A 17,960-nucleotide genomic window follows, 5' to 3' on the forward strand; every position below is an offset into this window, starting at 1 on the left:
CTCCTTTCGGTTACCTGACTACCAGGTTGTTCGGTGCGTACAGACCTTTGCCGGTGACCAGCGGAAGGTCGAGCGTGGTGCGGATGCCGGGCGGGGCCGCGATTACCGACGGGATGGCGTTGACGATGCGCCCGGCCGCGCCGACGATCGCGGCGTGGTTGTGGTCGCCCTTGCGGCTGCTCGGCACGATGTCGACCCCGTAAGACGGCTCGCCGGTGATTTCGACGCGGTACGAGCCGCCGCCGGAAGCGGGCTGGGGCCAGTCGGGACGCAAGTCGGGGCGCAACCGGGTGATGTGCTCGACGACGATGGCCGGGCGCCCCTTGGACATGCCGCAGATCTCGAACTGCAGCGCGGCCATGGTTCCCTTGGCCACGGGTCCGACCGCGATCTCGAAGTCCTCGGGCGCCGGCTCGCGCTGGCACGAGTCGGTGATCTCGTCGATCTCGATGCCGAGGCCGGCGGCCAGCTGACGGATCGCCGTCCCCCAGGCGATGCTCAGCACCCCGGGCTGCAGCAGCATCGGCACCTCGTCGAGCGGCCTGCCGAACCCCATGTAATGCATGACCTCGGCGCCGTCGTAGGTGGCGTAGTCGGCGATCTCCATGCAGCGCACCTGCTCGATGCTCTGGCAGGTGCCCGCCAGCGCGAACGGGATGAGGTCGTTGATGAACCCGGGGTCCACGCCGGTGATGAAGACGCTCGAATTCCCTTGCCGCGCAACGTCTTCCACGCGAGCGATGTACTTTTCGGGCATCACGCCCCACGGGTACTGCAGCAGCCCCGGCGACGACCCGACGACGTTGCCCCCGGCGGCCAGGATGCGCATGACGTCGGCCATCGCGTCGCGCAGGCGGGTATCGCCCATCGCGCAGTAGACGACGCAGTCGGGCCGGGTGGCCAAAATGGCGTCCAGGTCCCCGACGGCCGCCACGCCCGTCGCGGTGCCGGCGCCCAGGCCGACGCCGCACAGTTCCCCGGCGTCCTTGCCCACCTTTTCCGGCGTGGACACGCACACGCCCGTCAATTCGAACTGCGGGTTGGTGATCAGTTCGGCCAGGGCCAGCCCCCCGACGTTTCCGGTACCGACGTGCGCGACGCGGATAGCCATGCGAGTCTCCGTCCCTCGATCGCCCGAAACGTTTCTAGACAGTAGTCCACTATTTCTCAGGCACCCACGGCACCCAACTCGAGCCCCGACCCGGCAGAATTGAATCGCTGTGACACAACGTGAGGACGTCCAATTCGCATCCGGCGACGAGGCGATCAGCGCGTGGCTCTACCGGCCCGCGAGCGGTGATCCCGCGCCGCTGCTGGTGATGGCGCACGGCCTGGGGGCCGTGCGCACCATGCGACTGGACGCCTATGCCGAACGATTCAGCGGGGCCGGCTACGCCTGCCTGGTGTTCGACTACCGCAACTTCGGCGACAGCGGAGGCCGGCCGCGCCAACTGCTCGACATCAAGATGCAGCTCGCGGACTGGGCGGCCGCGGTCGCTTACGGCCGCACCCTCGAAGGCATCGATAACCAGCGAATCGGCTTGTGGGGCACATCGTTTGGCGGCGGACACGTGATCGCCATGGCCGCCCGGCTGCCGGGCATCAAGGCCGCCGTGGCCCAGTGCCCGTTCACCGACGGCGTCGCCTCGGCGCGCACGCTGAACCCGCTGATCTTCGCACGCATCGGTGTGCTGGCCGTTCGCGACCTCGTCGCGGCCGGGCTTGGCCGGCCACCGGTGATGGTCGCCGCGGCGGGCAAGCCGGGCGAGGTCGCCTTGATGAACGCCCCCGACGCGTATCCCGGGTACATGCGGCTGGTCCCCGAGGGCCAGCACGTGCCGAACGAGGTCGCCGCCCGGTTCGCGTTGAGGATCCTCAGCTACCGTCCCGGGCGCTGCGCCGCAAAGGTGCCCTGCCCGATCCTGTTCTGCGTGTGCGAGGCCGACTCGGTGGCTCCCGCGGTCCCCACGCTGCGCTACGCGGCCAAGGCTCCCCGAGGTGAGGTCAGGATGTATCCCGAGGGGCATTTCGACATCTATGTCGACGACGCGTTCGAGCGCGTGGTGGAGGACCAACTCGCCTTTCTCGGCAGGCATCTGAAGCACGCCAACGTGTAGCGCGGGCAAACTTGCGCGAAACGCCAGATTTCCCGAGGGCACGGTCTTAGTCTCTGTCAGTACCTAATACCCACGGTCGCGGGTAAGCCCGTTCGGCCGGGCGGGGTCCCAGTCTGTGGGGAAGGGCGGGGAGATGTCGGATCTGATCAGCACCCCGGAAACGCTGGCCGCCACGGCCGCCGACGTGCAAAGCATCGAGTCGGCCATCACCGATGCCCGCGCCGGCGAGGCGGCCCGGACAACGGGCTTGCTGGCGGCGGCGGAAGACGAAGTGTCGACGGCCATCGCGACCCTGTTCGCCACGTACGGCCGGCAATACCAGGCCGCCCTGTCCCAGGCCGGAATTTTCCACACCGAATTCACCCGGGCGCTGGCCGCCGCGGCGAGCACCTACGCGCAAGCCGAGGCCACCGGCGCCGCGCTGCTCGCGCAGACGCCGATCGCGGGCGGCGCGCCGACGGGCGGCAACCCACTGGCCGTGCAGTTGGCCGCCGGGGACCCGATGTACGCGTTGATCATGGGCGGCACCAACAACCCGATGCCCGACCCCAAATATGTAACCAGCGTCTTCAACGCGTACATCAAGCCGAATCCCCTTTTCTCCTCGGCCATCCCGCAGGGCCTGTTCACGCCCGAGCAGTTCTGGCCGGTGACCCCACAACTCGGCAGCATGACGTTCGGCCAGTCCGTCGCCAAGGGCGTCACGTTGCTGAACAACGCACTCCTGGGACCCACCGGCGTCATCACGCAAGGCAACAGCGCCGTGGTTTTCGGCTACTCCCAAAGCGCCACGATCGCCACCAACGAGATCAATGCGCTGCTGGCGGCCGGCTCACCCATCCCTGCCAACCAGTTGTCTTTCGTGCTGATCGGCGATCCCAACAACCCCGTCGGCGGCATCCTCGAGCGCTTCCCCGGTTTCTACATTCCGTTCCTGGATGTGGCGTTCAACGGCGCGACGCCGCAATCCCCGTGGCACACCACCGTTTACACCTACCAATACGACGGCATCGCCGACGCCCCGCAATACCCGCTGAATCTCGTCTCTGACCTCAACGCGTTCATGGGCTATTTCTTCGTCCACGGCCAATATCCCCTCTTGACGGCCACCCAGGTGGGCACCGCCGTTCCCTTGCCGACGAACGGCGGCAACACCGACTACTACATGCTGATGACGCAGAACCTGCCGCTGCTGGAGCCGATCCGCGCGATCCCCTACGCCGGTCCGCCGATCGCCGACATCTTCCAGCCCGATCTGCGGGTGCTCGTCGACCTGGGCTATGCGGACTACGGCACCGGCGCCAACTACGCGAACGTTCCGACCCCGGCCGGGTTGTTCGATCTTCCGAATCCGTTCACGGTCATCCCGGACCTGGCCCTGGGCGCCGTGCAGGGCCCCTACGGCGCCGCGGTCGAAATCGGTGTGGAGGCGGGGCTGCTGTCGCCCTCGCTGTTCCCGAACACCTATCCGTGGGTCCCGTCCATCGACCCCGGCCTGAATGTCTCCTTCGGCCAGTCGAGCACGACGCTGCTGTCGATCCTGAGCGGCGCCACGGGCAGCGTGCTGCACATCATTCCGCCACCGAACTTCGGCTGATTCTCCCGCCGCTCCGTCAGGGGCCGAGCGGACAGCTGTTGCGGACCGACTCGTCGCGGATCAGTCCCCGCAGCAGCGCGGTGCTGAACTCGGCGGCGATCTCCTTGGCTGTGCGCCGGCCGCTCGGCCGCAGCCAGCGGTAGCTGCCCAGCGTCATCCCGATGTAGCCCAGGGCCACCACGTGCGAATCGCATTCGAAGAACTCGCCGCTGGCGATGCCGCGGTCGATGAGCCCGTGCACATGCTCGTAGACCTGGGCCTCCTTCTCACGGACCTCGGCGACCTGCTCGCTGGTGAACCATTCGGTGATGTAGGGCTGCTCCTGGAAGTAGACGGCGGCCCGCTCGGGATTGGCCGCGATCCCGGTGAGCAGGCGGACGGTGTATTGGTAGAGCGCCTCGCGGGCCGTCCATGACGGATCGTCGTGCACGGCGGCCAGGGTGCCCTCGGCGGCCTGGCGGTAGATGTCGAACAGGATCAGCGACTTGCTCGCGTAGTAGTGGTAGACGGTCGCCTTGTTCAGGCCGATCACGTCGGCGACGTCGTCCATCCGGGTGCCGTGATAGCCGCGCGCGGCGAACAGCTTGGTGGCAACGGCCAGCAACTCTTCGCGGCGGGTCATCCCGTTGTCGGACGCCATTCGTACTCTCTATCGTCACAGTCGGCGGGCCGCGGACGGGCCCGGATAAGGCAAAGTACCAATCAACTGGTTGGACAGTTTAAGGGCATCGCCGCTGTCGCACCGACGGCTCGGCGACTACGATGGTGTGTCGAACTGGTCGCGAGTCGAGAGGTGGGGACATGGATCCGAGTCCGGACTATGACATGAGCGACGAGATCGAGTTCTTCTTCAAATACGTGCCATGGGGTCTGCGCGGCGTCGTCGACGGCAACGGTTACCCGCCGCCGGCCTACCCGCCCGTCTAGACCGCTACAGCGCCTTCAGCTCCTCGGCGACCTCGGTCACCGATTTCTTCGCGTCCCCGAACAGCATCGTCGTCCCCTCCGCGTAGAACAGCGGGTTGTCGATGCCCGCGAAACCGGAGTTCATCGACCGCTTCAGCACGATCACCGACTTCGCCTTGTCCACGTTGAGGATCGGCATTCCGTAGATCGGGCTGGACTGCTCGTTGCGGGCCGCCGGGTTGGTGACGTCGTTCGCGCCGATGACGATCGCGACATCGGTGCGGGCGAACTCGTCGTTGATGTCGTCCATGTCCTTCATCGCGTCGTAGTCGACCTCGGCCTCCGCGAGCAACACGTTCATGTGTCCGGGCATGCGGCCGGCGACCGGGTGGATCGCGTACTTCACCGGCACGCCCTTGTCCTCCAGCAGCGACGCCATGTCCTTGACCGCATGCTGGGCCTGCGCGACGGCCAGGCCATAACCGGGCACCACGATCACCTGGTTGGCGTAGGCCATCTGGATCGCGGCGTCGGCGGCCGAGGTCGACTTGACGTGCTTGTCGCCGCCGCCGTCACCGCTGGGCGCCACGCCGCCGCCGCCGAAACCGCCCGCGACGATCGCGGGAATCGAGCGGTTCATCGCCTTGGCCATCAGGTTCGTCAGGATCGAACCGGACGCGCCGACGATCATGCCCGCCACGATCATCGCGGTGTTGTTCAGCGCCAGGCCGGCCGCGGCGGCCGACAGCCCGGTCATCGCGTTGAGCAGCGAGATGACCACCGGCATGTCGGCGCCGCCGATGGGCAGCACCACCATCAGGCCCAGCACGCCCGCGGCGGCCAGCAGGCCGATCATCCACCACAGCGACACCCCGCCGCTGCCGGGATGCGCGTGCAGGCCGATGACCACCGCGGCGCCCACCGCCGCGGCCAGCAGCAGCAGGTTGATCGGTTGCTGGGCCTTCCCGAAGCCGATCGGTGATCCCGAGATGATCTCCTGCAGCTTCCCGAACGCGATGATCGACCCCCAGAACGAGATCGACCCGATGATCGCGGCGAACAACGACGCCACCACGATGTGCACGGTGGGTGACTCGCCATGCTGGAACGCCGAGAAACCTTTGGTCTCAATGAATTCCGCGAGCGCTATCAGCGCGACCGTGCCGCCGCCGACGCCGTTGAAGAAGGCCACCAGCTGCGGCATGGCGGTCATCTTGGTCAACCGCGCCGGGGGAACCCCGAGCACGACGCCCACGACCAGGCCGGCGATGATGAGCACCCATTGGTCGGTGTGCCGGATCTTGATCAGTGTCGCGCCGACCGCGATGGCCATGCCCACCGCGGCGATCAGGTTGCCCCGCACCGCGGTCTTCGGGCCGGTCAGGCCCATCAAGCCGTAGATGAAGAGCGAGAACGCGACGATGTAGAGAACGGTGACGAGGTAGTTCATTTCGCCGCCAGATCCTCGGTCTGCACGGGCTTGACTTTCTTCTTGCCCTTGAACATGCCCAGCATCCGGTCGGTCACGATGAAACCGCCGATCACGTTCAGCGTGCCGAACACCACGGCGACGAACAGGATGATCTGTACCGCCAGCGACGGGTGCTCCACGGTTCCGAACACCACGAGCGCGCCCAGCACCACGATGCCGTGGATGGCGTTGGTCCCCGACATCAGCGGCGTATGCAGGGTGTTGGGCACCTTGGAAATCACGGCGAACCCGACGAATCCGGATAGCACCAGGATCGCCAGGTTGGCCAACAGCTCGTCATACATCTCTAGGAGTCCTCTCCGCGCGGGCGGGTCACACAGGCCGCCGCGACCACCTCGTCGCCGAAGTCGGGCGCCAGCTTGCCGTCCTTGATCAACAGCTCCAGCAGCGCGGTGATGTTCTTGCTGTAGAGCTCGCTGGCGTGCTCGGGCATCGTCGCCGGCAGGTTCAGCGGCGCGGCGATGGTGACGTCGTGCTTGACCACGGTCCGCCCGGGCTCCGTCAGCTCGCAGTTGCCGCCGGTCTCCCCGGCCAGGTCCACCACCACGCTGCCCGGCTTCATCGCTTCCACGGCCGCGGCGGTCACCAGGCGCGGCGCGGGCTTGCCCGGCACCAGCGCCGTGGTGATCACCACGTCGAAGCCGGCGATCGCCTCCTCCAGCGCCTTCTGCTGCTGGGCGCGCTCCTCGTCCGTGAGCTCGCGGGCGTAGCCGCCCTCGCCGGCCGCTGTGATTTTTGAGATGCCGACGTCGAGCCACTGCGCGCCCACCGACCGCACCTGGTCGGCCACCTCGGGACGCACGTCGTAGCCGGAGGTCCGCGCCCCCAGCCGCTTGGCCGTCGCGAGCGCCTGCAGCCCGGCGACCCCGACACCGAGCACCAGCACCGAGGCCGGCTTCACGGTACCCGCGGCCGTCGTCAGCATCGGGAAAAACCGCGTCGACTCCGAGGCCGCGAGCAGCACCGCCTTGTAGCCGGCCACGTTGGCCTGCGACGACAGCGCATCCATCACCTGGGCCCGCGAGATCCGCGGGATGGCCTCCAGAGCGAACGCCTGCACACCGGCGTCGGTGAGCGCGCCGATCAGGTTGTCGGGATTGCGCGGGGCCAGGAAGCCGATCAGCGTCTGACCGCTGCGCAGCCTGCCGACCTCGGCCGCGGTCGGCGGGGCGACCTTGACGACGACATCGGCGGCCCAGGCGTCGCCGATGCCGGCCCCGGCCTCGGTGTAGAGCTCGTCGGGAAGCAGCGCGCCTTCGCCCGCGCCCGCCTCGACCACCACCGCCACACCGCTACCGACCAGCGACGCGACCGCCTTGGGGACCAAAGCGACGCGCCGCTCGTCGGTCCCGGACTCGGCGACCACCCCCACCTTGAACGTGTTGGCCTGCGCATCTGTCATGGCGCCTACATCCACTTCCCTTATGTCTTTGGCTTGCCGCAGACACCCTAACCGCCGCTACCAGAGCGGAATCTCTTGACCGTGTTCCGACTCCTGACGGGGGCCGAAGTACCGGCGCTCGGATTCGTCGATCGGCACGTCGTTGATGCTCGCCTCGCGCCGCGCCATCAACCCCGACGGGGCGAATTCCCACAGCTCGTTTCCGTAGCTGCGGTACCACTGGCCCGTGCGATCGTGGCACTCGTACTGGAACCGCACGGCGATGCGGTTGTCGTGGAAGTCCCACAAGCTCTTGCGCAGCGCATAGTCGAGCTCGCGCTCCCATTTGCGGGTCAGAAACGCGACGATCTCCTCGCGGCCCACGACATGCTCGCTTCGATTGCGCCACTGCGAGTCCGGCGTGTAGGCCAGGCTGACCCGTTCGGGATCGCGGGTGTTCCAGGCATCCTCGGCCGCCTGCACCTTCTGCATCGCGGTTTCGTAGGTGAAGGGAGGAAACGGGGGGCGGGATTCGGTCATGAGGTACATCGTGCTCGACGGGAATCGCGACACATAAACGTCTGCGACGACACGCCTGCGCCGCTCGCAACCGTCTATATCTCGCGCGCTGGCGACCTGACGCGCCCTGTTACCGCACGTGTCCTATCGTGGCGGTCATGGACTTCGCGATGTCGGCCAAAGCCAGCGACTACCACAAGCGACTGTCCGACTTCATGATCGAGAACGTCTTTCCGGCCGAGGCCGAATACGACAAATACCGTCACGAGGCCGGCCCGGACGACCACACCGTTCCGCCCGTCATCGAGGAATTGAAGACGAAGGCCAAGCAGCAGGGACTGTGGAACCTGTTCCTGCCCGCCGAGTCGGGCCTGACCAACCTGGACTACGCCCCGCTGGCCGAGCTGACCGGCTGGAGCCTCGAACTCGCCCCGGAGGCGATCAACTGCGCGGCGCCGGACACCGGCAACATGGAGACCCTGCACCTGTTCGCCACCGAGGAGCAACGCAAGCGGTGGCTGGAGCCGCTGCTGGCCGGAGAGATTCGCAGCGCCTTCTCGATGACCGAGCCGGCGGTCGCCAGCAGCGACGCCCGCAACATCGAGACCTCCATCGAGCGCGACGGCGCCGACTACGTCATCAACGGCCGCAAGTGGTGGACGTCCGGGGCGTCGGACCCGCGCTGCAAGATCCTGATCGTGATGGGCCGCACCAACCCCGAGGCGGCCAGCCACCAGCAGCAGTCGATGGTCCTGGTGCCGATCGAGACGCCGGGCGTGACCGTCGTCCGCTCCACAACCGTCTTCGGCTACCAGGACCAGCCCGGTCACTGCGAGATCATCTACGACAACGTCCGGGTGCCGGTCACCAACCTGCTCGGCGAGGAGGGCGGCGGCTTCGCCATCGCCCAGGCCCGGCTGGGTCCGGGCCGCATCCACCACTGCATGCGCGCGCTCGGCGGCGCCGAACGTGCTTTGGCCCTCATGGTGGACCGGGCGAAGACCCGGGTGGCCTTCGGCCGCCCGTTGGCCGAACAGGGCGTGGTACGGGAGGCAATTGCCAAGTCCCGCAACGAGATCGACCAGGCCCGGCTGTTGTGCGAGAAGGCGGCGTGGACGATCGACCAGCACGGCAATAAGGCCGCTCATCTGCTGGTCTCGCAGATCAAGGCGGTGGCCCCGACGGTCGCCTGCGACGTGATCGACCGCGCGATCCAGGTGCACGGGGCCGCCGGTGTCAGCGACGACACGGTGCTGGCGCGGATGTACGGCTGGCATCGGGCCATGCGGATCTTCGACGGGCCGGACGAGGTGCACATGCGGACCATCGCGCGTGCCGAGATCGGCCCGGAGCAATCCGCGCTCGCCGCGGCGGTCACCGCGCGTGGCTGAGGCGGCGGTCCGGGAACTGTCCGGCGCGTGGAACTTTCGCGACGTCGCCGACGGCGTGGCCGCGCTGCGCCCCGGTCGGTTGTTCCGGTCCGGCGAGCTGAGCCGCCTCGACGACGACGGACGGGCCACGCTGCGCCGGTTGGGCATCACCGACGTCGCCGACCTGCGCGCGTCCCGCGAGGTTGCCCGGCGCGGTCCGGGGTTGGTGCCCGATGGCGTCGAGATCCACCTGCTGCCGGTACCAGACCTGTCCGACCAGGAAGCCGACGCCGCCGCCCCGCACGAAGAGGCGTTCCAGCGGCTGTTGCGGGGCGAATCCGACGGGTCGGACGAGTCGGTCAACGAGACCGCCGTGCGCTTCATGACCGACGAGTACCGGCAATTCCCGACGCGCAACGGGGCGCAGCGCGCGCTGCGCCGTGTCGTCACGCTGCTGGCCGCCGGGCGCCCGGTGCTCACGCACTGCTTCGCGGGCAAGGACCGCACCGGCTTCGTCATCGCGACGGTGCTCGAGGCCGTCGGCGTCGATCGCGACGCGGTCGTCGCGGACTTCTTGCGCAGCAACGAGGCCGTACCCGAGCTTCGGGCGCATATCTACGAAATGATCCAGCAGCGCGGCGATACCGAGCTGACCCCGGAAGTGGTGACCTTCACCGAGGCGCGGCTGTCCGACGGGGTCCTCGGCGTCCGAGCGGATTACCTCGCCGCCGCCCGTCAAACGATCGACGACGAATTCGGTTCGCTGGGCGCGTATCTGAACGACGCCGGTATCACCGATGCCGACGTCGACCGGTTGCGCGCCGCGCTGCTCGGCTGAGCCGCCGGCTCCCGAAATCCCTTCGCGCTCAATCGCGCCCACAGCCGGGCCCAACGCTTTGACGCAAACGCCGGACAGGATGGCGGCGTCACCCTACGCTGACGGGGTTCGCGTCTTTTGGTCGGGAAAGGATCGGGCCCGTGACGTATCTGATCGCTGAGCCGCAGGCGCTGGCGTCTGTCGCGGCCGAGCTCGACGGGATTGGTTCGGCATTCAGTGCCGCCAACGCCGCAGCGGCAGCCCCGACCTCGGGGCTGGCGGCGGCGGCCGGCGATGAGGTGTCTGCGGCCATCGCCGAGGTGTTCGGCGCGGTCGGCAAGGAGTATCAGGCCGTCGTCACGCGGTTCGCGGCGTTTCACAACCAGTTTCGGCAGGCGCTCGCGTCCGCCGGAATCGCCTATGCAGACTCCGAGGCCGGCATCGCCACCACCTTAGGGCTGGGAGCACCCGGTGCGCCCGCCCCGGCATTGCCGGCGGCCACGATTCCCCCGTTTACCGCCAACCAGTTGTCGTACTTCATCGGTGGCACAGGGGTTCCCATACCGTCGAGCTCATTCGCAACCCGGGCCAACAACCTCTACGTCCGTTCGATGAACGCCCTGGCGGAGCTGTACACGCCGGAGGAGTTGTACCCGCTGACCGGTGTCAAAAGCCTCACCCTCAACCAGTCGGTGGCCGAGGGCGTGACCATTCTGGACAACACGCTGTACAACACGATCCATGGCCAGGGCCAAACGGTGACCGTTTTCGGCATTTCGCAGAGCGCCATCATCTCGTCGCTGGAGATGCAGAACCTGGCCAACGGCACGTCCCTCTTCGGCGCGAACCCGCCCAGCGTAAGCCAGCTCAACTTCGTGCTGACCGGCAACGAGGTGAACCCCAACGGCGGCCTGCTGTCGCGGTTCCCGAACCTGTCGCTGCCCGCCCTGGGGCTGGATTTCTATCCCGCGATGAACGCCAACACGCCCTACCAGGTGGCCAACTACACGCTGGAATACGACGGATTCGCCGACTTCCCGCGATACCCGATCAACGTCCTTTCCGACCTCAACGCGGTCGCGGGCATCGTCTTCGTGCACACCACCTATCTGGATCTGACGCCCACCCAGGTCAACAACGCCATTCAATTGCCGACGTCGCCTGGTTACACCGGCAACACCACGTACTACATGATTCCCACGGCCGACCTGCCGCTGCTGAAGCCTCTGGATGCGATCCCGGTCATCGGCAAGCCCCTGGTCGACCTGCTCCAACCGGACATGAAGGTATTGGTCAACCTGGGCTATGGTCCCGACCCCACCCTCGGGTACTCGACGAGTTACGCGGACGTGCCGACGCCGTTCGGTTTGTTCCCGAATGCCAATCCGGGCACCGTGTTCAATGCGCTGGCCGCCGGCACCCAGCAGGGAGTCCACGACTTCTCGCTCGACCTGCAGCAGATCGCCTCGCAGCCCACCGCGGTCGTACCGCAGTTCTCCTTGCCGATCGCGCCGGGCCCGACGACGCCGGCCGGCTTCCCGTCGCCGCAACAGGTCTTCAACACCGTCAACACGATCGTCTCGACCGACTACGCCGTCGCGCTGCCCACCGCTGACATCGGTTACACCCTCGCCACCACGGTGCCCTTCTACGACTCCGAGCTTTTCCTGAGCCAACTCGGGCAGGGCAACCTCATCAACGCGATCGGGTATCCGATCGCCGCCGATGTCGGATTGGGAACGGTCGCGGGCGGGGTCGAGTTCCTGACCATCGCCTCGGCGCTCTCGAGCAACGTCAAGGACATCCAGAGCCTCATTCCCTAACGCGGCCAAAGCCGTTGCCAAAGACAAGGGCGCAAAACGCCACCAAGAACGCCCGATCACTCCTAAGCTAGCTGTGCCGGTTTCAGCGATGCGCCTGGTCATCGGGTCGGCAGCGTCGTCGAGGCCAACACGAGTTCCTCCGTGTCCGGAAGGGAAAAGCCGATGACGAACCTGTTCACGCAGCCCCAGATCGTGGCGACGGCCGCAGCGGATGCATCGGCGATCGGATCGGCGCTCAACGAGGCGAAGGCGGCCGCCGCGGGTCCCACGACGAGCGTGGTGGCGGCGGCCCAAGACGAGGTGTCCGCCGTCACCGCGCAACTCTTCGGCACCTACGGCCAGGAGTACCAGGCGCTGCTCCGCCAGGCCTCCGCATTCCACGAGCAGTTCGTGGCGGCGCTGGCCGCCGCCGGGGGCGCCTACGCGCAAGCCGAAGCCCAGATCGCCGGCACGCTGGGTCTCACCGGTGGAGCCGGCCCGGCGTTTTCGGCGGTGACCACCGCGGCGGACCCGACCGTCAAAGCCATCTTGATCATGACCGGCAGCGGCACCGCCAATCCCCCATCGAGCTACATCGCCAACGTCACCAGCCGCTACCTGACGCAATTCACGAGCGCTCTCCCCCCGATCCCCGTGACCACGGCCGAGGGGTTGTATCCGTACACCGGCACCAAAGACCTGACGCTGGACATCTCCCTGGCCCGCGGCGTCACCGCGCTCGACAACGCGATCAACCTGCAAATCACCCCGTTCCTGCACGGCGGCAGCGGCTCCGTCTCCATCCTGGGCTACTCGCAGAGCTCGATCATCGCCTCGCTGGAGATGCCGAAACTGCTCGCCGAGGGGTTCACGAATGGGACGGCCGGAAACCCGATCCAGGCGTACTTCACCCTGCTCGGTGACCCGGCGAATCCGAACGGCGGGCTGCTTTCCCGGTTCCCCGGCCTCAGCTTCCCGAGCCTGGGCGTCACGTTCGGCACCTCGACACCCAGCAACGACTTCCCGACCACCATCTGGTCGCTCGAATACGACGGCTTCGCCGACTTTCCGCAATATCCGATCGACGTCTTCTCCGACCTCAACGCGCTGGCCGGCATCGTGTTCATCCACGGCACCTATCCGCACCTGACGAACGCACAACTCGCGTCGGCCATCGCGCTGGGGCAGTCCGGGAATCCGTCGATGACGACCTACAACATGATCCCTACCGACAACCTGCCGCTGTTGACGCCGCTGCGGGCGCTGCCGGTGATCGGAAACCCGCTCGCCGACCTGATCCAGCCGGACCTGAAGCTCATCGTCAACTGGGGCTACGGCGACCCCAACTTCGGTTGGTCAACCGGCCCGGCCGATGTCCAGACCCCGTTCGGGTTCCTGCCGCCGCTCAGCGCAACGACGGAACTGGGGGCGCTCCTGCCCGGCGCCACCGCACAGGGAGTCAACGCCTTCGTCAACGACATGTCGCACCTGGCGGGCTCGCTTCCCGGGGCCGCCACGTCGGGCGTCGGCGCCCTGACCCTGCCACCCTCGGCGTCGATCCCCACGACGATCACCGGCGTCCTCCAGGGCATCCAGTCGGCGAACACCAACATCGTCGGCACACTGACGGGCGACTTCTCGACCGCCTATTCCGCCCTGCTGCCGACGGCCGACATTGCAACCGCGGTCGTGGTCACCCTGCCGTCCTACGACGTCAACCTGTTCCTGAACGGCATCATTCAAGCCGTCAACGGCGATCCCATCGGCGGCCTCACCAATGCGTTCGGCCAGCCGATCGCGGCCGACGTCGGCCTGACCACGCTCGCGGGTGGTTTCGAGTTCCTCGCCATCGAGAACTCGCTCGACACCATCTTGACCGGAACCCCGAACCCCGGGCCCCAGTGATCGACGTCTGCCGGGCTGCCCGCTAGGGCTCCAGCACCACGTTGCCGAGCACGCCGCCGTCGGCCAGGCTCGCGCAATGCGACCGCGCCCTCTGACAGCGGATACCGCTGCGGCGGAGGCGGTTTCAGCCCGGGGAACACCAACTGGCTCAGCCCCCAGGAGAACAGGGCGGCCGAGCCCGTGAACCTTGCGGGCGCGACGACGGGCGTGCTGGCCGGCGCGGGGGATTATCCTGCGCGGCGGCCCGACCCGTCGGGCGGACGCAAAGCGGTCAAAAGCCAGACAATCGGATCGTGCCGCTCTACGCTGCCTAACTGACCTTCGCAGTGGTTCGGTCTCAAATCATTTGCGTCCGTCGTCGGTCGGGCACGGCAGGACGCTGGTGGAGAAGGGATGAGCCGATGACGTACCTGCTTGCGCAGCGCGAGACGATGGCGGCGGCCGCCGCGGACGTCGCAAAGACGGGTTCGGTGATCAACCAAGCCAGGGCGACTGCGGCCGGCCGGATAACCGGCGTGGCCGCGGCGGCCGGTGACGAGGTGTCGCTGGCCGTCGGCACGCTGTTCAACAGATTCGGCCTCGAGTATCAGGCGATGGTCACACAGGCCGGGGCGTTCCACGCGGCGTTCGCTCAGGCACTGGCCGCCGCCGAGGGTTCCTACACCCAAGCGGAGGCCGCGGCGGCGAACGCGCTGGCGGGCAGTACCGCCGCCCCCGTCGCGGCGGTGGCGAAGGCCATCGCGAACGACCCGGACATCACCTTGGTCGCGGGGGGCAGCGGCAATCCGATACCCGGCGCAACGTACATAACGAACCTGGTCAACAACTACGTCACGCCCAACTTCCCGAGCTTCACCCTCGCCAACGCCCAGGTCATGTACGAGCCGAACGGGGCATATCCGATATACCCGGTGAACAACGGCATCAAGGGTTTGACCTTCGACACCTCGGTCTCCCAGGGTGTCACGATCCTGAACAACACGCTGGTGGCGACGGGCCCGGGGCTGCATCCGCTGCTGTATCCAGGCTCGCCGAACAACGTTGTGTTCACCGGCTTTTCGCAGAGCTGCGTCGTCGCCTCGCTGGAAATGGAAAAGCTCGCGGCCATGGGCGCCGCGGCCCCGACGGCAAACCAACTCGGCTTCGTCCTGCTGGGAAATCCCATGACCCCCAACGGCGGCCTCTTCACGCGCTTTCCGGGTTTCACCAGCCCGAGCCTGGGGGTCACCTACTACGGCGCGACCCCTCCGAACACGATCTACCCGACCGTCAACTACACGCTGGAATACGACGGTTTCGCCGATTTCCCGAAGTATCCGCTCAACGTCCTGTCCGACCTGAACGCGCTTGCGGGCATCTATTACGTGCACCCCGACTACTACCTGATCAATCCGCAGGCCCTCCCGCCCGGCTACCAGCTTCTGACGTTGCCGACGTCGCCCGGCTACTCCGGCGTCACCAAGTACGAAATGATCACCGTCCCGAATCTGCCACTGCTCGATCCGGTGCGCGCAATCCCGGTCATCGGCAACCCGCTCGCGGACCTGCTGCAACCGGACCTGACGTATCTCGTCAACTGGGGCTACGGCAACCCGGCCTACGGCTATCCGACCGGGCCGGCCGACGTGCCCACGCCGTTCGGGTTGTTCCCACCGCTCGGGGCGACCACTGCCCTGGGCGGCGATCTGATCTCCGGAACCCAGCAGGGGATCCTCGCCGCCGCCAATGACCTGAGCGCGCAAGCGGCCCAAGGATTCCCGTCGCTGTCGAGCCCGTCGGACCTTTGGAACCTGGCGAGCATTCCCAGCCTGCAGACGTACAACCCGTTGGTAGCGCTGACCGCCCCGCAAACGACGGCCTCGAACGTCATCAACACCCTGGCGGACGCGTTCTCGACGGCGTACGCGACGCTGCTTCCGACGGCCGACAACGTGACCGCGCTCTTCACCGCCCTCCCGGCTTACGACCTCACGCTGATCTCGGACGGGATCTCGCAAGCCCTCAACGGACAGGTCGTAACCGGACTTGCCAATGCGCTCGTCGGACCCATCGCCGCGGACACCGCCTTGAGCCTGATCATCGGCGCGGGCGAGGGCCTGGTGCTGTTGGGCGCGACACGGTCGATCGCCGCCGATCTCGCGAGCCTGCTCTGACCCGAAACCGGTCCGCGCTCAATTACGGCTCCAGCACGACCTTGCCGAGCACGCCGCCGTCGGCCAGGCTCTGCAACGCGACCGCACCCTCCGACAGCGGATAGCGCTGCGGCGGAGGCGGTTTCAGCCCGAGGAAAACCAACTGGCTCAGCCCCCAGGAGAACAGCGCGGCCGAACCCGGGACCTTGTTCAGGTACTCGCCCCACGCGACGCCCACCACGCTGACGTTGCGCAGCAGCAGCCGGTTGACCTTGACGGTGGGGATGCCGCCGGCGGCGAAGCCGATCACCAGCAGCTTGCCGTCGATCGCAAGGACGCGCACCGCGTCGTCGAAGGCCGGCCCGCCGATGGGGTCGACGACGATGTCCACCCCGCGGCCGTGGGTGTAGTCACGCACCCGGTCGGCCCAGCCGTCGACCAACGGCACCACCAGGTCGGCGCCCAGCGAAGCGACATAGTCGGTCGCCGCCTCGCGGTGCACGACGGCCAGCACCTGCTTTGCGCCCATCGCCTGGGCGACCTGGATCGCCGCGGTGCCCACGCCGCCGGCGGCGCCCAGCACCAGGACCGTGTCACCCGGCCGCATCGCGGCGCGGCGGGCCAGCGCGAAATACATGGTGTTGTAGTTGACCAGCAGGGACACCGCTTCGGCGTCATCGAGTTCCGCGGGGCTGCGCATCACGTTGGGCACCGGAACGGCCACCTGCTCGGCGTAGGCGCCCAGGATCCCGAATGCCGAAACCCGCTCGCCCACCCGGAAACCCGACCCCTCCGGCGCCGAACGCACCACCCCGGCGGCCTCCATGCCGGGGACGAACGGCGGGGGCAACTTCAGCTGGTACTCGCCCTTGGCCAGCAGCAGGTCGGGAAAACATACCCCGGCGGCCCGGACGTCGATGACGACATGGTTGCCGTCCTCGGCGACATCCTCGATATCGGTGAAGACCATGCCGTCCGGGCCGGACAGCTCTTGCACCACACAGGCTTTCATCGCCTTACAGCTTGAAGCCGGCCTTCTGCGCCGAGGACAGGTCGGTGATCTCCGTCCAGTGCGAGGCGACGTCGTCCACCGACGGCGGCTTGTCGAAGTTGACGCCCTGGTTCTCGAACAGCGCGACCCGCTGCACCTTGCCGCCGCCGACAACGAATACCGAAGCGCTGTCGGAACATTCCTCGGTGCACAGGTAGGCCACCACCGGTGCGACGTACTCGGGGGTGAGCTTCTCGAGCACCTCCTTCGGAAGGATGTCCTCGGTCATCCTGGTGGCCGCGATCGGGGCGATCGCGTTGGCCTTGATGTTGTACTTGGCGCCTTCCAGCGCCAGCGTGTTGATCAGGCCGACCAGACCGAGCTTGGCCGCCCCGTAGTTCGTCTGCCCGAAGTTGCCGAACAGACCGCTCGTGGAGGTGGCGACGACCACACGGCCGTAGCTCTGCTCGCGGAAATGCGGCCAGGCGGCGCGGATCACGTTGTAGCCGCCGTAAAGGTGCACCTTGAGCACCGCGTCCCAGTTCTCGGAGGTCATCTTGTGGAAGGTGCCGTCGCGCAGGATGCCGGCGTTACTCACCACACCGTGCACGGCGCCGAATTCGTCGAGTGCGGTCTTGATCATGTTCTCGGCGCCCTCGGGGTCGGCGACGCTGTCGTAGTTGGCGGCCGCCCGACCGCCCGCGTCCTTGATCTCCTTGACCACCTCGTCGGCCATGTTGTGGCCGGCACCCGTGCCGTCACGGGCTCCGCCGAGGTCGTTGACGACGACGCTCGCGCCCTCGCGGGCGAGCGTGAGGGCGTATTCACGGCCCAATCCCCCACCCGCTCCGGTGACGACGATGACGCGATCCTGCACTCCGGGCATCAGGTTCCTCTCTCCTGTTTAAAGGAATTGGCGCATAAGGGAATT

16 protein-coding genes and 1 pseudogene are annotated in these 17,960 nt (G+C 67.3%); 8 read left to right on the forward strand and 9 right to left on the reverse strand.

The annotated features are described in order from the left end of the window. Positions 1-10 precede the first annotated feature (10 nt). Complete coding sequence (locus A5696_RS25855; RefSeq protein ID WP_067883920.1) at positions 11-1,111, reverse strand: diacylglycerol kinase; 1,101 nt, start codon at positions 1,109-1,111, stop codon at positions 11-13. A gap of 109 nt (positions 1,112-1,220) precedes the next feature. On the opposite strand from A5696_RS25855, the gene A5696_RS25860 reads away from it, so the two are divergent. Further along, a complete protein-coding gene (locus A5696_RS25860) occupies positions 1,221-2,117 on the forward strand; it encodes an alpha/beta hydrolase (RefSeq protein ID WP_067883922.1) in 897 nt (298 codons plus the stop codon). Positions 2,118-2,250: 133 nt separating this feature from the next. Beyond that, positions 2,251-3,714: a PE-PPE domain-containing protein gene (locus A5696_RS25865; protein ID WP_067884233.1), complete on the forward strand. Its 1,464-nt coding sequence runs from the start codon at positions 2,251-2,253 to the stop codon at positions 3,712-3,714. A 16-nt stretch (positions 3,715-3,730) separates the two neighbouring features. On the opposite strand, the gene A5696_RS25870 is transcribed toward A5696_RS25865, so the two are convergent. Then, complete coding sequence (locus A5696_RS25870) at positions 3,731-4,354, reverse strand: TetR/AcrR family transcriptional regulator (RefSeq protein ID WP_067883923.1); 624 nt, start codon at positions 4,352-4,354, stop codon at positions 3,731-3,733. A gap of 161 nt (positions 4,355-4,515) precedes the next feature. On the opposite strand from A5696_RS25870, the gene A5696_RS27860 reads away from it, so the two are divergent. Continuing rightward, on the forward strand, positions 4,516-4,641 hold the full coding sequence (locus A5696_RS27860) for a hypothetical protein (protein WP_108637325.1): 126 nt from the start codon (positions 4,516-4,518) through the stop codon (positions 4,639-4,641). Between the two features lie 4 nt (positions 4,642-4,645). On the opposite strand, the gene A5696_RS25875 is transcribed toward A5696_RS27860, so the two are convergent. From A5696_RS25875 to A5696_RS25890, 4 genes are read right to left on the reverse strand one after another with little or no spacing between them, the layout of a single operon-like run. Then, entirely contained in the window at positions 4,646-6,070 is a 1,425-nt protein-coding gene (locus A5696_RS25875; RefSeq protein WP_067883925.1) for an NAD(P)(+) transhydrogenase (Re/Si-specific) subunit beta, read from the reverse strand. Continuing rightward, positions 6,067-6,396, reverse strand: coding sequence for an NAD(P) transhydrogenase subunit alpha (locus A5696_RS25880; RefSeq protein ID WP_067883927.1), 330 nt, complete (start codon positions 6,394-6,396; stop codon positions 6,067-6,069). Before A5696_RS25880 ends, A5696_RS25875 begins: the two co-directional genes overlap by 4 nt. 2 nt (positions 6,397-6,398) lie before the next feature. Then, on the reverse strand, positions 6,399-7,514 hold the full coding sequence (locus A5696_RS25885) for a Re/Si-specific NAD(P)(+) transhydrogenase subunit alpha (RefSeq protein WP_067883929.1): 1,116 nt from the start codon (positions 7,512-7,514) through the stop codon (positions 6,399-6,401). A gap of 57 nt (positions 7,515-7,571) precedes the next feature. After that, positions 7,572-8,033, reverse strand: coding sequence for a nuclear transport factor 2 family protein (locus A5696_RS25890; RefSeq protein ID WP_067884234.1), 462 nt, complete (start codon positions 8,031-8,033; stop codon positions 7,572-7,574). A 149-nt stretch (positions 8,034-8,182) separates the two neighbouring features. Between A5696_RS25890 and A5696_RS25895 the strand changes: the two genes are divergently transcribed. From A5696_RS25895 to A5696_RS25910, 4 genes are all read left to right on the forward strand, one after another. Continuing rightward, complete coding sequence (locus A5696_RS25895) at positions 8,183-9,403, forward strand: acyl-CoA dehydrogenase family protein (protein ID WP_067884246.1); 1,221 nt, start codon at positions 8,183-8,185, stop codon at positions 9,401-9,403. Beyond that, entirely contained in the window at positions 9,396-10,220 is an 825-nt protein-coding gene (locus A5696_RS25900) for a tyrosine-protein phosphatase (protein ID WP_067884248.1), read from the forward strand. Before A5696_RS25895 ends, A5696_RS25900 begins: the two co-directional genes overlap by 8 nt. Positions 10,221-10,360: 140 nt before the next feature. Further along, positions 10,361-12,022, forward strand: a complete 1,662-nt coding sequence (locus tag A5696_RS25905; RefSeq protein WP_067883931.1) for a PE-PPE domain-containing protein — start codon at positions 10,361-10,363, stop codon at positions 12,020-12,022. Positions 12,023-12,184: 162 nt separating this feature from the next. Next, the gene (locus tag A5696_RS25910; RefSeq protein ID WP_067883933.1) at positions 12,185-13,906 is read left to right on the forward strand and encodes a PE-PPE domain-containing protein; all 1,722 of its coding nucleotides are present in this window, start codon (positions 12,185-12,187) and stop codon (positions 13,904-13,906) included. Between the two features lie 22 nt (positions 13,907-13,928). Here A5696_RS25910 and A5696_RS27865 read toward each other — a convergent pair. Then, positions 13,929-14,085: pseudogene (locus A5696_RS27865) on the reverse strand (NADPH:quinone oxidoreductase family protein); the annotation flags it as partial. 222 nt (positions 14,086-14,307) lie between these two features. Between A5696_RS27865 and A5696_RS25915 the strand changes: the two are divergent. Further along, positions 14,308-16,059, forward strand: coding sequence for a PE-PPE domain-containing protein (locus A5696_RS25915; RefSeq protein ID WP_067883935.1), 1,752 nt, complete (start codon positions 14,308-14,310; stop codon positions 16,057-16,059). Positions 16,060-16,081: 22 nt separating this feature from the next. Here A5696_RS25915 and A5696_RS25920 read toward each other — a convergent pair whose 3' ends face one another. Both A5696_RS25920 and A5696_RS25925 read right to left on the reverse strand, forming a co-directional pair. Beyond that, on the reverse strand, positions 16,082-17,050 hold the full coding sequence (locus A5696_RS25920; protein WP_067883937.1) for an NADPH:quinone oxidoreductase family protein: 969 nt from the start codon (positions 17,048-17,050) through the stop codon (positions 16,082-16,084). Between the two features lie 4 nt (positions 17,051-17,054). Continuing rightward, positions 17,055-17,915: an SDR family oxidoreductase gene (locus tag A5696_RS25925; RefSeq protein ID WP_067883938.1), complete on the reverse strand. Its 861-nt coding sequence runs from the start codon at positions 17,913-17,915 to the stop codon at positions 17,055-17,057. Between the last annotated feature and the right edge of the window lie 45 nt (positions 17,916-17,960).

The sequence above is a fragment of the Mycobacterium sp. E2699 genome (assembly GCF_001666745.1).
GTDB lineage: Bacteria > Actinomycetota > Actinomycetes > Mycobacteriales > Mycobacteriaceae > Mycobacterium.

What these genes read in the sequence shown, in the direction of transcription:
- A5696_RS25855 (WP_067883920.1), bottom strand. Translation starts at nt 1,111, where the DNA reads ATGGCTATCCGCGTCGCGCACGTCGGTACCGGAAACGTCGGGGGGCTG.
- A5696_RS25865 (WP_067884233.1), top strand. Translation starts at nt 2,251, where the DNA reads ATGTCGGATCTGATCAGCACCCCGGAAACGCTGGCCGCCACGGCCGCC.
- A5696_RS25870 (WP_067883923.1), bottom strand. Translation starts at nt 4,354, where the DNA reads ATGGCGTCCGACAACGGGATGACCCGCCGCGAAGAGTTGCTGGCCGTT.
- A5696_RS27860 (WP_108637325.1), top strand. Translation starts at nt 4,516, where the DNA reads ATGGATCCGAGTCCGGACTATGACATGAGCGACGAGATCGAGTTCTTC.
- A5696_RS25875 (WP_067883925.1), bottom strand. Translation starts at nt 6,070, where the DNA reads ATGAACTACCTCGTCACCGTTCTCTACATCGTCGCGTTCTCGCTCTTC.
- A5696_RS25880 (WP_067883927.1), bottom strand. Translation starts at nt 6,396, where the DNA reads ATGTATGACGAGCTGTTGGCCAACCTGGCGATCCTGGTGCTATCCGGA.
- A5696_RS25885 (WP_067883929.1), bottom strand. Translation starts at nt 7,514, where the DNA reads ATGACAGATGCGCAGGCCAACACGTTCAAGGTGGGGGTGGTCGCCGAG.
- A5696_RS25890 (WP_067884234.1), bottom strand. Translation starts at nt 8,033, where the DNA reads ATGACCGAATCCCGCCCCCCGTTTCCTCCCTTCACCTACGAAACCGCG.
- A5696_RS25895 (WP_067884246.1), top strand. Translation starts at nt 8,183, where the DNA reads ATGTCGGCCAAAGCCAGCGACTACCACAAGCGACTGTCCGACTTCATG.
- A5696_RS25910 (WP_067883933.1), top strand. Translation starts at nt 12,185, where the DNA reads ATGACGAACCTGTTCACGCAGCCCCAGATCGTGGCGACGGCCGCAGCG.
- A5696_RS25915 (WP_067883935.1), top strand. Translation starts at nt 14,308, where the DNA reads ATGACGTACCTGCTTGCGCAGCGCGAGACGATGGCGGCGGCCGCCGCG.
- A5696_RS25920 (WP_067883937.1), bottom strand. Translation starts at nt 17,050, where the DNA reads ATGAAAGCCTGTGTGGTGCAAGAGCTGTCCGGCCCGGACGGCATGGTC.
- A5696_RS25925 (WP_067883938.1), bottom strand. Translation starts at nt 17,915, where the DNA reads ATGCCCGGAGTGCAGGATCGCGTCATCGTCGTCACCGGAGCGGGTGGG.